This is a genomic window from Paenibacillus sp. FSL L8-0494 (genome assembly GCF_038003695.1).
GTDB lineage: Bacteria > Bacillota > Bacilli > Paenibacillales > Paenibacillaceae > Paenibacillus_AQ > Paenibacillus_AQ odorifer.
The window spans coordinates 5,026,097-5,039,710 of sequence record NZ_JBBOPQ010000001.1 but is presented as its reverse complement, the minus strand read 5'-3'; the positions used below and the strand labels follow the sequence as shown (position 1 = coordinate 5,039,710).

Annotated in this window: 11 protein-coding genes; 6 read left to right on the top strand and 5 right to left on the bottom strand. The window is 40.9% G+C overall.

The features are described from left to right. Nucleotides 1-345: 345 nt before the first annotated feature. The 3 genes from NYE35_RS22895 to NYE35_RS22885 all read right to left on the bottom strand — a co-directional run bounded on the left by NYE35_RS22895 (nucleotide 346) and on the right by NYE35_RS22885 (nucleotide 3,547). Complete coding sequence (locus tag NYE35_RS22895; RefSeq protein WP_341122088.1) at nucleotides 346-1,287, bottom strand: NAD(P)H-binding protein; 942 nt, start codon at nucleotides 1,285-1,287, stop codon at nucleotides 346-348. Between the two features lie 78 nt (nucleotides 1,288-1,365). Then, the gene (locus NYE35_RS22890) at nucleotides 1,366-2,265 is read right to left on the bottom strand and encodes a LysR family transcriptional regulator (protein WP_036683054.1); all 900 of its coding nucleotides are present in this window, start codon (nucleotides 2,263-2,265) and stop codon (nucleotides 1,366-1,368) included. 91 nt (nucleotides 2,266-2,356) lie between these two features. Next, a complete protein-coding gene (locus NYE35_RS22885) occupies nucleotides 2,357-3,547 on the bottom strand; it encodes a coenzyme F420-0:L-glutamate ligase (RefSeq protein WP_038572605.1) in 1,191 nt (396 codons plus the stop codon). A 147-nt stretch (nucleotides 3,548-3,694) separates the two neighbouring features. On the opposite strand from NYE35_RS22885, the gene NYE35_RS22880 reads away from it, so the two are divergent. The 3 genes from NYE35_RS22880 (at nucleotide 3,695) to NYE35_RS22870 (ending at nucleotide 6,436) form a co-directional block, all read left to right on the top strand. Continuing rightward, on the top strand, nucleotides 3,695-4,891 hold the full coding sequence (locus NYE35_RS22880) for a macrolide family glycosyltransferase (RefSeq protein ID WP_341122087.1): 1,197 nt from the start codon (nucleotides 3,695-3,697) through the stop codon (nucleotides 4,889-4,891). Next, nucleotides 4,888-5,835: a helix-turn-helix transcriptional regulator gene (locus NYE35_RS22875; RefSeq protein ID WP_038572601.1), complete on the top strand. Its 948-nt coding sequence runs from the start codon at nucleotides 4,888-4,890 to the stop codon at nucleotides 5,833-5,835. The genes NYE35_RS22880 and NYE35_RS22875 overlap by 4 nt, the downstream gene beginning before the upstream one ends. 67 nt (nucleotides 5,836-5,902) lie before the next feature. Further along, nucleotides 5,903-6,436, top strand: coding sequence for a DinB family protein (locus NYE35_RS22870; protein WP_038574709.1), 534 nt, complete (start codon nucleotides 5,903-5,905; stop codon nucleotides 6,434-6,436). A gap of 92 nt (nucleotides 6,437-6,528) precedes the next feature. Here the strand turns inward: NYE35_RS22870 and NYE35_RS22865 are convergent, their stop codons facing one another. Beyond that, the gene (locus NYE35_RS22865; RefSeq protein ID WP_038572600.1) at nucleotides 6,529-8,145 is read right to left on the bottom strand and encodes a response regulator transcription factor; all 1,617 of its coding nucleotides are present in this window, start codon (nucleotides 8,143-8,145) and stop codon (nucleotides 6,529-6,531) included. A 4-nt stretch (nucleotides 8,146-8,149) separates the two neighbouring features. Then, nucleotides 8,150-9,889: a cache domain-containing sensor histidine kinase gene (locus NYE35_RS22860; protein WP_036683043.1), complete on the bottom strand. Its 1,740-nt coding sequence runs from the start codon at nucleotides 9,887-9,889 to the stop codon at nucleotides 8,150-8,152. A 347-nt stretch (nucleotides 9,890-10,236) separates the two neighbouring features. On the opposite strand from NYE35_RS22860, the gene NYE35_RS22855 reads away from it, so the two are divergent. From NYE35_RS22855 to NYE35_RS22845, 3 genes are all read left to right on the top strand, one after another. After that, entirely contained in the window at nucleotides 10,237-11,712 is a 1,476-nt protein-coding gene (locus NYE35_RS22855) for a carbohydrate ABC transporter substrate-binding protein (protein ID WP_038572598.1), read from the top strand. Nucleotides 11,713-11,802: 90 nt separating this feature from the next. Beyond that, nucleotides 11,803-12,744 (top strand): carbohydrate ABC transporter permease, encoded by a 942-nt coding sequence (locus NYE35_RS22850; protein WP_341122086.1) that lies wholly within the window; start codon nucleotides 11,803-11,805, stop codon nucleotides 12,742-12,744. 9 nt (nucleotides 12,745-12,753) lie between these two features. Beyond that, on the top strand, nucleotides 12,754-13,608 hold the full coding sequence (locus NYE35_RS22845; RefSeq protein WP_341122085.1) for a carbohydrate ABC transporter permease: 855 nt from the start codon (nucleotides 12,754-12,756) through the stop codon (nucleotides 13,606-13,608). Nucleotides 13,609-13,614 lie beyond the last annotated feature (6 nt).

The following is a 13,614-nucleotide window of genomic DNA, read 5'->3' as shown; positions in this document are numbered from 1 at the left end:
GATGTACTTGGCCAGTTCTATCTATACCGTGACGGAGGATTAGGGAAAACCTCCCTAATAAAAGCCGATAATTGCTCTAAATGAATGAAATTAGGGAATAACTCCCTAAAAAACAGAGCAATATCAAGAATTACCGCCAAATCAGTTAAATTTCAGGGAAGAATTCCCTGATTATTAGTCTGATGACCAGAATCCTCTGGTAATAAGGGAGGAATTCCCTAATTATCTCCAGGGCGAGCATATGATTGAGCTTTACGGAGTTTTTTTGCCACGCTCAGTATAAAAGAAATCACCCCCGTTTAATAAACGGGGGTGATTTAGCCTAAGAAGTAAGAGTGTCAGCTTTTAATTGTCTTTAGAGTGTCTTTCGCCAACCTGGAATTCATCGGCATGTTCAAACATATATTTCACGGTCAGAGGGTCTTGACCAGTAAGTTGTTTGAAGTCGTCCGTATAAACATCCATTTTTCCTTCACGAATAGCTTGTCCGAAAGTAACCATACCTTCTGAAGAAAAGGGTGCTTCGGAGCCTTCTTTAAATGCACCGTCGGTGGTTCTAGGCACGCCCATTGCTTCGAATACGGCATAATTTTCTTCATCCGTGTTTTCTTTGTAGGTGACATGATTGCCCGTCACTTCATTACCAATCTTAATGAAGTCGGTAATTGTCATCAATTCAAGTCCGTTTATATTTAGAATCGCTTCCTGATAATTATTGGAGGCTAGGGCATACGCAACGGCTTTTGCGCAATCCTTCCGCGAGATATAAGCCATTTTACCGTCACCTTGATTGTTTGTTAATACCCCGTCACCCTTCACATACGTGAAGTAATTGGTAATCATGGCTTCCGCGTATTGGGAATTCCGAAGGAAGATATAATCTAGCCCAACGCTTTGAATATAACGCTCGGTATATACATGGTCGATTTTTTCTACGCTTGGATTGCTTTCATCGGCTGCGTTTACTAGAGAAGTATAAATGATTTGTTTGACTCCAGCTTCTTTGGCAGCATCGACCACATTTTTTTGTGCATTTTGGCGTTTTTCTCCAACAAAAGGCATGGAGATTAGAGCGAGTTTATCGGCATGAGCAAAAGCTTCGGCAAGGCCGTCCTTGTTATTAAAGTTGGTCACATGTGTTTCAATCCCTTGTTCCGCATATTCTTTCAAACATGCTGGATCGTAAGCGCAAAAAATGATTTGGTCTTTATCTACCAGCTCCAACAAATATTCCGCAGCTTGCTTCCCTAGATTTCCATCGACACCAGTCAACAATAATTTACCCATGATCGTTGTCACTCCTTGTTGAAATGAATTATACCCTTATAGTATGTGAAAAAAGTAACATAGTCTAACACATAAAACTTATGGTCGATTGCTAAATCCAATTTGGATTTGTTGCAGGAAGGAAGGCAAGGCCGGGTTTGTATTATTTTTGAGATAACCTGCTTCGATTGCAAAGGTATGGTGTGAATCATCTAAGGGAATTAGCCGGACTTCATCTTGAAGATAAGCGAGCTGATAGTTATCCGGGAAAAAGCCAATCAAATTCTCCGTGATGATATAAAACAATTCTGTCTCCACATCGTCTGCGGTTCGAAGAATGTTCGGCTGATAGCCGTCTTCAATTGCATGCTGGATCATTAGATGATAAGAGTTTCCAATAGCTGTTGGATTCAGCATGACTAGTGGATGTTCATATAACTCCTCTTTGGCGATCGATTCATGATGAAACAGGGGATGGTGGTGACTCACAGCCGCACAATAACGTCCCTTATACAAGGGATAGGTTACAATGTCCTCTTTTCCCTGAAACTCGGAATCAAAGGCAATAGCCACGTCGTAAATCCCTTTTTGCAAGTATTCTGCAATATCTTTTAGCAATACTTTATTCAGTTCCAGCTTAATATTCGGATGATGATCCTGAAACGAGGGAATCAATTTCAACAAACTTTGGATATCCGTCATCGCCGCATATTCGATACTCAAGGATTGCGTATTATACTTTTGAAAGTTTTCCATGCTCATCTTCATATGGTTATATTGCTTCCAGAGGATGAGGGCTTCGCCATAGAAAAGCCATCCGGCTTTGGTTGGCTCAATAGGGATCTGCTTTCTGTCAATCAATTGAATGTTGAATTCCTCTTCAAGCGCGGCGATTTGTTGGCTAATGGTGGTCTGCGATACATAGTTCTTTTTAGCTGTTTCCGTAAAATTTCTGCATTCCACGAGATCGATAAAATATTTAATCCTTCTTATGTTCATAGTATCCTCCGCCTGCCGCTGTTTGCTTTTATTATAACCCAGAAAGTAAAAAAGAGAGCCTCGTTTAGAGACTCCCTTTGTTGTACTACTCTTATTTTGTATAGTTATCGAAATAACCTTGGATATAAATCATTGGTGTTCCTTTATCGCCACTACCAGAAGTCAAATCAGATAATGATCCAATCAGGTCAGTTAATCTACGAGGTGTAGTCCCTTGGGCTTCCATCGCACCAACTAGATCATCATTTTTATTCTGGATGTATTTAGAAATGGCTTGTTTTAACTCTTCGCCACGAAGATGAGAGAAGTTGTTATCGGCCAAGTATTTCAATTTTACTTCATTTGGGGTTCCATCAAGTCCGGCGGTGTAAGCAGGGGAGACAACTGGATCTGCCAGCTCCCAGATTTTTCCGACTGGATCTTTGAATGCTCCATCGCCATAAACCATAACTTCTACAGTTTTACCTGTCATTTCTTTGATTTTTGCTTGGATACCATCCACGATAGGCTGGCAGTTATTTGGAAATAGCTTAACACTTTCTTCTGTTGCTTTATTTGATCCTAGCAGACCATAGGCTTCGTTAAAGCCGCTGCCATCGATTGATTGTGTAAGAATATCATCCAAGCCAAATACTTTTTCAGCACCGTTGTTTGTGAGAATACGTTTGGTTCTGAAGCGAGTGTGAATATCGCAAGTTAATACATTTTTTGTATAGTTTAAAATGGTTTTTGGGTTGTTGGAGAAGATGACTTCACAAGCCACACCTTCAGCTTCAATTAAACCTTTATAATATTCAATATAGTCAACCCCTGTGAATGGGTGCTTAATATAGCCGAAAAACTCACGGAACTGAGCTTCTGTTAATACATCCGTCCATGGATTGATACCTTTAGCATCTAGTTCGTCGATGTCTACAAGGTGGTTGCCTACTTCATCAGCTGGATAGCTTAACATTAGGACTACTTTTTGTGCCCCTTTGGCAATACCGCGTAAGCAGTTAGCAAACCGGTTACGGCTAAGGATTGGAAAAATGACCCCTACGGTTTCTTCGCCGAATTTCCCCTTTATATCAGCAGCAATATTGTCAATCGTCGCATAGTTTCCTTGTGCCCGAGCAACAATGGATTCAGTTACGGTCACAATGTCACGATCTTCGATCGAAAAACCCTCGACTGTTGCTGCATTCAATACCGTCTGAACTACGATTTCTTCAATGTTATCCCCATTGTTAATGATAGGTCCGCGAAGTCCACGTACAACTGTTCCAACTACTCTTTCCAATATGATCTCTCCTCTAATAAGGGTATACTCTATATTATTAAAATGGTTTTAAAGCCTATATTACTATACCCTTTTAGAGCGATATAAGTAAAATTAATGTTTATAATATCTAATATAAAAATGATTTATAGTTAAGGAGGATTACAATTGGCGCGTGTGTTATTTATTAATGGTGGATCAGAGGGACATATCAATCCCACGATTGGCGTTGTGGAAGAGCTTATTTCGCGTGGCGAAGAGGTAGTGTACTTTTGTATAGAAGCTTACAGAGAGCGTATGGAAATGACGGGGGCTACAGTACGAACATTTGACGATCAGAAATTTATACAAGCTTTTATCTCAGGTGGAAGAAATTATGTACTGGAAAGAATCAACGGCCTTTTACTTACGGCAGATATAGTTATTCCAAGCGTTCTTGAACAGATCAAAGGGGAGCATTTTGATTACATCGTCCATGATTCTATGTTTGGCTGTGGACGTTTGCTAGCTCAAATTCTTAAGCTTCCGGCCATTAGCTCCTGTACTTCTTTTGCGCAGACAAAAGCAGCATTCGATGACATGTTAGAACGATTTTATACTACAGTCCCTGCAGAAGTAACTAATCCTATAAAGGATAAATTCCAAAGCTTGACGCAAATGGTGAAGGGCAAATATGATGTGGACATCCAATCCCCTTATGAAGTGTTTTGTAATCCTGCCCCACTTACTATCGTTTATACAACTAGGGAGTTTCAACCTGAGGGAGAAGCTTTTGACCCGTCTTATATCTTTGTAGGACCCTCCATCTCTTCACGATTAGCTCCAGAAAAATTCGATCTCATGGCAATTAAGGGGAAAAGTCTAATTTACATTTCACTCGGCACAGTTTTTAACCAAGCCATTGAATACTATAAACTTTGTTTTGAAGCATTGGGGAACACGGAGCACACTATTGTGATGTCAATTGGAGATAAAGTCCAAATCACTGATTTAGGGGAAATTCCGCAAAACTTTTTCGTGAAAAATTATGTTCCACAAACGGATATACTGCAATACACAAAGTTATTTATTACACATGGTGGAATGAACAGTATCAATGAAGGGCTTTATTACAGGGTTCCGCTAATTGTAATTCCACAAAGTGCGGATCAGCCAATAATTGCGAAGCAAGTCGTCCATGTCGGAGCAGGCATTAAGTTACAAATGCAAAGTTTAACTGCAAATCACCTACGAGAAGCCGTAGATCATGTATTAAGCGATTTATCTTATAAAAAAGCTGTCTCCAATATCAGTGAATCGTTTCGGAACTCGGGTGGGTATCGACGAGCTGTTGATGAGATTGTTCGGGGAGGGGGAGTCGTATGAACAAAATGGACCGGTTGTTAGCTATAGTGCTTGAACTGCAGCGTAACAAAATGTTGCGGGCGGAGGATTTGGCTGCTAGGTTTGAAACGAGCGTAAGAACGATCTATCGGGATATTCAGGCACTGAGTGAAGCGGGCGTATCCATTATAGGAGCGCCAGGGCAGGGTTACTCCTTAATCGAGGGGTATTTCCTGCCACCCGTTAGTTTCACGCTGGATGAAGCAGTGACATTGCTTATCGGAACTGATTTTATCGAGCAGCGGTTTGATGCACACTATGGTAATAAGGCTAGAAGTTCTAAAGCAAAGATAGAAGCTATCCTGCCGGAAGCCATCCGCAGTGAAGCATCACAGATTCGCAAAAGTTTTCGTTTATTTGCATCCGTAGAAGATATAGCACCCATACAAGAGAAGGCATGTTTGGAAGCCATTCGTGGAGCGATATTGGAGGGAAGGAAAATAAGATTTCGTTATTCCAAAAGAATCGCCGAAGCCGATGGGAACCGTCAAAGTGTTCGTACGGTTGCTCCTTATGGACTTGTGCTTCATCACGGGTCATGGGTACTCATCGCCTGGTGTGAATTGCGTCAAGACATCCGTCATTTCCGGTTATCCCGAATGAGGGAGCTTATTAATCTGGAAGATGAATTTATACTGCCAGCAGATTTTCATCTGGAGGTATACCAACCTCCTGATGATCGCAACGTTCATGTGCTTATCTTAGTCCAAGCTGACATAGCCGATAAGGTAAGGGAATCAAATAATTTCTATATGGAAACTATTGAGGAGCATGCGGAGGGGTTACTTGTTACTTTTCGCGTTCGCGAGCCAGGGGAATTGCTGCAATGGGTGCTTGGCTGGGGAGGCGGTATGGTTGTGCTGGAGCCCGAATCTTTCCGTGATCAGGTTAGAAATGAAATAGAAATAATGTTAAAACGCTACTGACATAACGCTGTCAGTAGCGTTTTTGTATACTTGGACCATCAATGACTACAGGAGCTGATATATGATGATTACAACAAAAGAAGCCTTACAACGATTTGAAGAAACTGCGACATACTATATTCAAGAATTGGAGCGATTCAATCTGGAGCAGCTGAAGCAAAAGCCGAGTGAAAACGAGTGGTCCATCGGACAGATGTTTCAGCATCTCATTAACTCGGCGCTGTATATGCAGCTTCGTAATATTGATCAATGCCTTGTGCTCGACCAAGATCCCTTAGTAGCTCATGTGGGGAAAACTGAGGATGGTGCGGCTATATTTGCGCAAGGAAGCTTTCCGCCCATTCGTATTCAGGTTCCGCCTTCCGCCCAATATACGCCGGAGCAGCCGGAGAGCAAAGAACAATTAATTCAAGGGTTACGTACAGTCATCCAAAGAATGAGAGAGATCGAACCCTCTCTTGAGAAAGCATCCAAACAAAATACCGTTTCTCACCCGCGATTCGGTGGATTATGCGCGGAGGAATGGTTCCTACTTATTGAAATGCACTATCGTCATCATCTTCTGCAGCTGGAGCGGTTAAACAAAAGAATTGTTGTTTAATTCCATATTTGCACCTAAAGAAGGGTTCATTCAGGTTGTGAAAGGATCATAAAATCAGGAACCGCATTCCAATAAAAAGAGTTGGAATGGTCTTAATTTCTTGAACCAAGCGTGGCCTGAACGTGATTCTTATATTCACTAGGATTAACACCAAAGTGTTTTTTGAATAACCGGGTGAAATAAAATTGATCGTGTATACCGATTTGCGTGGAAATTTCTTTAATGTATGGATTCCCTTTAAGTATTAAATCTGCGGCTTTTTCCATTTTCACAGTATTAATGTAGTGAATGATGCTTTGCCCCACTTCTTCTTTGAAGATTCTGGACAGATAGTTCTCACTTAAGTTGACATGCTTGGCAATCAGAGATAAGGTCAGCTTCTTCTGATAATGTGTGTTGATATAGTCAATCGCTTGTTTAACATCTCTATTGTGTGTAGTTACGATCTGTTGCTTTTGATGGGAGAATAGTTGGAACACAAGCTCCATTATAGATAGAACGTCAGTGGTACGTTTACTGCTGGCGATATTTTCTATATAGTTCTTTAAAAGCTTTGGATCCTCGACAATGAGATGGGCATCGCATAAGGGAAGATAATGCAGACAATTTACAATGAACTTTTTGGTTTCAGCAGGATTAATTTGCTTGGATTTACAGATGTCAAGAAATTGCTGAGTTGCTTGAGTAACGGCTTCAACCCCTGAAAGCTTCCAGTTCTGAATTAATTGCGTCGAGAAATCATGTACATCCTCGAAGTCCAGCGTATCCTTTAAATGGACATCCTTTGGATCTATAATCGTTATTTCGTTGTAAAATTGGATTTGCAAGGATTCTTTACATTGCTCTAGGGTTCGTTTTGCTTCAGCATATCCCCGTACAGGATCAGAAAAAACAATAGTAGGGGTGATAGAAATATACATTTTGATTAAACGAATGACCCTCTGGATAAAGTCTGTGCGGATAATTTGATGATCGTCTAAGGTATCACAGGAGATTAGAAGCAGCAGCCCATTAGATTCTAGCTGAATAATTTCTAACTGATCTACGGTCTCCAAGATATCCAAGATGATGTTTTCAATAAAGGATACGGAGATGTGATTTTGTCTTTCGTTTTGAGTGGCGTTATTCTGCTCAAAAGTAATGTAGAATAAATAACAGCTGCTTTCGCTGAAAGCGAACGTTATAGCATCATGCTGATCAAGCTGCTGCACATCGTAATAAGGATCGGTGAAATAATCTTTTAAAAGCGCATTTTTCACGCTTTTTAAGTTATGTTGTAATAACTGTGTTTGGGTCTCCTGCTGCTGCCTAGATTGAAGCTGTTCTTGAATTAGCTTCGTAGATTTCTCCAGCAAATGGATCAAATCCCCCGTTTTCATACTAATCTTCAGCATATAATCTACAGCACCAAGCACTAAGGCTTCACGAACTAACTCATACTCCCCGTGGTTGCTGGCCACCAGAATTTTTCCTGCAAACCCTCTGTTATTCAGTTCTTTTATCAGCTGCAGACCATCCATATTAGGCATTTTGAGATCTGTAATGATGATATGGGGATTAAACTTGTCTACAAGTGTTAAGGCTTCAACTCCGTCAGAGGCAGTAGCACAGATCATGTATCCAAGCTCTTCCCATGGAATCATGGTTCTGAGCGCAACTTTAACAATAGGTTCGTCATCCACTAGCATTACATTATACATAGGATACATAGTATCACCCCTTAAGTTCGTATGTTTGTATAGGGATAATCAGGCGGCAGCAGGTTCCATGACCCATAGAGCTTGTGATGAACAGCCCGTAACTCTCACCGTATTGAAGTTTAATGCGATCGGCCACATTTGAAATTCCGATACCCGACAGATTGTCAGCCTTTTCTGATTTGGTGGTGTCAAACCCTTTTCCGTTATCGATGATTTCAATAATAAGGGTATATTCATTTTTTGCGTATACCTTAATTTGGATTAGAACTTTTCCTCCTATATCTGTAACCCCATGAAGAATCGCGTTCTCTGCGATCGGCTGCAGGATGAGCTTGGGGATCATGCTCTGTAATAAAGACTCATCCAAGTCATATTCAATGTCAAACCTGTCGGCATAACGTATTTTTTGAATGGCAAAATAATGATCCAGATTGTTCAGCTCCTGCTTGATGGTGATTTGCTCATCTTGATCGATAATGGTACTACGCAGCAATTCAGCTAGTGAGGAGATGCCGTCGCTAAGGACGGGAACCTGGTTAATCATCGCCAGCCATCGTAAGGAGTTAAGTGTATTAAAAAGAAAGTGAGGATTAATTTGCGATTGCAGCATTTGCAATTCGAGCGAACGTCTTCTTTTCAGATCTTTCTTTTGATCCTTCATCAGCTGTTCCATTCTACTGACCATGCTGTTAATTCTATTGGCCAACACGCCCATTTCATCGTTGCTGTGATCTTCGATCCGACTCGATAGATCACCATAAAAAATTTGGTTGCAGAAGACGATGATTTGTTTGATTGGTTTCAGGATGCTTTTATACAATACGATAATAATTAGAATACACACGACTACAATGATGCTGACAACAATAAGTAGTCCAGTGGTGATTTTACTTGTCTCTGAATTGATATAAGAGAAGGGGACGGTAGAAATCATGTACCAGCCTAATTGATTATTGTTAATATAAGAGATTTGCTGCATTTTTCCATTGACCATGCCTTGGAAGGAATGGTTTTTCTTTGCCTCTTGTGTCTTGATTTGCTTAAAAAGCTCATCTTTATAATAGGGTTCTCCTAGCGGAGTATCCTTTTGATTCGAGGACATTACTTTTCCCTCCCTATTCATAATAAGGAGACTGGAACCTGTACCTAAATCCACACTGGAAAGAATGACTTTTGAAAATAACTCCCCACCAATAAAAACAAACACATGACCTAAGGGAACGCCAATGTCATCTTGATCAAAAATTTTCCGGCCCAGGACAATGGTATTGTAAGCGCGATAGCTTTTTACGTAGTTAAGACTGTCATAAGGGGCATTCAGCTCTACTTGTTTCATAATTTCTTCATACTTAGGATTGGGGATGCCGTCGTAGCCTAATTCATAGATAGGTTGGTTCTTGGCGTCGATGACCCGAACGTTCTGGACATATCCGGGGTAGATGGTTCTATATAAATTGTCCATGGCATGATTAATGGCAGCATTGCTAGGAGCGGGTTCATTTGGTGCTGCCGATAAACGCTCCTGAATAATACTATTGGTAGAAACAGAGCCTGCAAGATATTGATAGTTGTTAAGTTCACTTAACATCGTTCGATTAAGCAGCGTTAAAGCCTGAAATGTGGATTTACTTAATTTATTGTTAATGGATTTGGAGTAAATGGTGTAGGAGTAGAAACCTATAAAGATGATTGGGATCACAGAAACGATTAAGAAAATGACGGTTAAGCGATTTTGAATTTTAACCTTGCGCATGATTTGCGGAGGATTAGGAAAATGCAGCTTCCCTTTACGTCGACTCAGGTGGATGACCTCCCATTCACTATCTTTTACTTACAAGTTAACATAAAAAGAACAATGGAATATATATGCAGCGGCGAAAAGTGAGAATAATCTATGGAATGGATAATATTATCCATTCCGTTAACGGCTAAGTTTACAGGTTATGTGACCCTGATGAATAAGCTTATACGAGCTTGCATTGGAAGATGGATAAGATAATACATAGGTAGGTTTGTATTGTAAATGTAAATATAGCGTAAATCCTTTTATACTTAAATTATTAAAAAAGCGTTTACAAGAATATCTTAAGGAGGGCGTTTATGAAAAAGACTATGAGTACATTATTAGCAGTAATGCTGCTAGGTGTGGGGTTGCTCGGCTGCGGGAACAGCAATAATAAACCTGCTGCCTCTAATGAATCGGATCCAACGAAAGCTGCGAGCACAGCGCAAGCTACAAGTACAACGAACGCCGAGAATACTAAAGAAGAACCTGCTAAAGATTTTGATAACAAGGAACTTAGTATTGCTGTATTCCAAGGGGGATATGGTGCGGATTATTGGAATGAAATTGTCAGCAAATTCGAAAGTACTTATCCAGGTGTGAAAGTGAACATGACGATTAATCCAAAAGTTGGTGAAGTAATCCGGCCGCAGATTGTTGCGGGTAATCCTCCCGACTTCCTGTCTGTTACAGATACAGAGCAAAGTGGTATCGTGCTTTCATTAATTAAAGAAAAAGGACTGCTAGATATCAGCGATGTATTTGAAAGCAAAGCGCTTGATAAAGAGGAGACAATTAAGGACATGATTCTTCCGGGGATGCTGGACAGTACAAGATTTCAGCCCTATCAAGATGGAAAGACGTATCTCGCACCTTTTAATGCTGGACCGATGGGCTTGATTTACAATAAAACACTGTTCGCAGAAAAAGGCTGGAGTGTTCCTGAGACTTGGGAGGAGTTCTTTGCTTTAGGTGATGAGCTGAACAAAGAGGAGAACTACCTGGTTAATGCAGATGGAACTAAAACGAAGCGGGCTTTATTCACTTATCAAGGCATCTATCCGGATTATTTGGAGGAAATTCTCTACCCGGCCATTGCCAGTGCGGGGGGGAAAGAAACGCTGGATAAAGTCTTTGCATATGAAGAAGGTTCATTTAAGAACGACACGATCAAAAAAGTACTGGATATTTTCTATAAAATCTCTAAAGACGGTTATCTGATGGACGGCACGGTTGCCTTGAACCATACACAGTCGCAGACCGATATGATGATGGGTAAAGCTTTGTTTATCGTAAACGGCAACTGGATGGAAAATGAAATGAAGGATTCACCTAGAGAAAATGGGTTTGAATTTGGGATGACAACAGTACCTGTGTTCAATAAAGGTGATCAGAAGTATGTGCTTTCCAGCTACGAGCAATTCTCCATCCCTGCTAAGGCTAAAAATCCTGAGCTCGCTAAGGAATTCTTGAAGTTCCTATATACCGATGAGTCTGTGAAACTATTCGCGGAAAAAGCGAATGGGGCGTATGCGCTTAACGATGCGAAGGAGCTGTCTAAGCCATTTTTAACTAAAGGTGTCTATGACATGTTTGAGGCTTATAATGGTTCCATTTCTATTCTACAGGGCTGGCAATCGTTACCGAAGGGTTCCAAGGTTAGTGTAGTCACTGAAATGTTCAAGAATACGGTCACACCAGTGATGACAGGCCAGATGACCACGGATCAATGGATGGATAATGTGGAAAAAGCTTTTGCACAGATTCGTAAAGAGAAAGCAGCTAGTAAATAATCTATAGTATCTCATGCAAATGCATCCTGTTAGAAATGGATAAGGTTATCTATGAACGGGATGCATTTTGTATGAAGAGGAGTGAGAAAGATGTCTGAAATGCAGCTGGCAGAAGTAGCTCCTAGACAGAGAAAATCAAAGATTAGGACAGCGAACACCAGAAATCCTAAGCTATTCATAGCGGTATGCACGATTCCTACGCTCTTGTTAACCCTCGTATTTATGATTATTCCAACCTTTCGGGCATTTTTTATGTCTTTTACGGATGCCACCGGGATGAGTGATGAGAACAAGTTTATCTTTTTGGATAACTATAAATATATGTTTCAAGATGAGATGTTCCTCAAAGCTCTGAGCAATACATTTAAACTGATGCTGGTTGTGCCAGTAATTACATTGATTTTTGGGCTGGTGCTTGCTTTTCTATTAACGCAGACGAAGCTGAAGGAAAGAGGATTTTACCGAACCGTATTCTTTTTCCCTAGTATCATCTCTTTGACGGTAGTCGGAATTATCTGGTCCTTTGTGTTTCATCCCAACATGGGCATTTTGAATAATATTCTGGGGAGCATCGGATTAGATCAACTGAGCAGACCCTGGCTTGGAGATAGCCGAACAGCATTGTGGTGTGTAGCCGTTACACTGATCTGGCAAGCGGTTGGTTATTATATGGTCATGTACATCGCTGCGATTGATGGGATTTCTGCGGATGTGTTTGAATCGGCGACTATTGATGGTGCGGGATATTTCCGGAAGCTTACCAGTATTACGATCCCTCTGCTAAAAGATATTATTGGCATTACGTTTGTGTTGTCCCTGGCAGGTACGATCAATTTAAGCTTTATAGTTGTAACTGTAATGACTGGCGGTGGTCCGGCAGGTGGAACTACTGTTTTACTCCACTACATGTACACGCAGGCCTTCCAGAATGCGAACTTTGGTTATGCCATGGCTATAGCTATATTTACGCTGGTGTTCGCCTTTGTGCTTTCTTTTCTGTCCAGACTACTTACAAATCGAGCAGAAGGGTAGGGGAGAAGGATGACGAGCAATCAACAGAGTCTTCTAAAAATGAATATTGCCCACTGGATTACCCGGCTGTTTCTGATTGTAGCCACCATTGTTTTGTTATATCCGTTTGTATGGAATCTCTTAGCTTCATTTAAAAGCAATACGGAATTTCTGACCGACCCCTTCTCCTTTCCACAAGCCTTACACTTTGATAACTATGTACGCGCTTTTCAGAAATCCAAGATGGGGAGTTATTTCCTGAACTCTATCTTTCTTGTAATGTTATCCACGGCGATTCTAGTTATTTTTGTAGTTCCTATGGCTTATGTCTTAACGAGATTTAAGTTTTGGGGCTCCAAACTAATCCTTAACCTTTATATGGCCTGTATTTTTCTGCAAGCCTCCTACATTATGGTTCCTCTATTTCTTCAGGTGAATTCGTTCGGGATGTTGGACAATCGCGGGATGCTCAGTTTAATCTATGCTGTTCTGCAGTTTCCCTTTGCCATCTTTGTATTAAGTGGATTTCTGCGGTCCATCCCTAGAGATTATGAAGAAGCCGCTAAGATTGACGGTTGTGGCAACACGGGAGTGCTCGTCAGAATTGTTGCGCCGCTTGCTAAACCGGGTATTGTGACGGTCTGTATGCTGGCAGCGATGGGCTTTTGGAATGAGTATCCGCTGGCGTTGGTCTTAATTCAAAGTGATAGCAAAAAAACATTGCCAGTAGGTTTAGCCAATCTTTTTGAGGTTCAACGTTATGCTACAGATTGGAGTGCACTTTTTGCCGCGCTGATCCTAGTGCTGATTCCAACAATTCTTTTATATGTGATAGGACAAAAGCAATTGCTCCAAGGAATAAGCGCAGGCGGAATTAAGGGCTGAACAACA

Bases quoted from the DNA above. Each gene is read 5' to 3' on its own strand.
- NYE35_RS22845 (WP_341122085.1), top strand. From the start codon at position 12,754: ATGACGAGCAATCAACAGAGTCTTCTAAAAATGAATATTGCCCACTGG.
- NYE35_RS22865 (WP_038572600.1), bottom strand. From the start codon at position 8,145: ATGTATCCTATGTATAATGTAATGCTAGTGGATGACGAACCTATTGTT.
- NYE35_RS22855 (WP_038572598.1), top strand. From the start codon at position 10,237: ATGAAAAAGACTATGAGTACATTATTAGCAGTAATGCTGCTAGGTGTG.
- NYE35_RS22850 (WP_341122086.1), top strand. From the start codon at position 11,803: ATGTCTGAAATGCAGCTGGCAGAAGTAGCTCCTAGACAGAGAAAATCA.
- NYE35_RS22875 (WP_038572601.1), top strand. From the start codon at position 4,888: ATGAACAAAATGGACCGGTTGTTAGCTATAGTGCTTGAACTGCAGCGT.
- NYE35_RS22890 (WP_036683054.1), bottom strand. From the start codon at position 2,265: ATGAACATAAGAAGGATTAAATATTTTATCGATCTCGTGGAATGCAGA.
- NYE35_RS22860 (WP_036683043.1), bottom strand. From the start codon at position 9,889: ATGCGCAAGGTTAAAATTCAAAATCGCTTAACCGTCATTTTCTTAATC.
- NYE35_RS22895 (WP_341122088.1), bottom strand. From the start codon at position 1,287: ATGGGTAAATTATTGTTGACTGGTGTCGATGGAAATCTAGGGAAGCAA.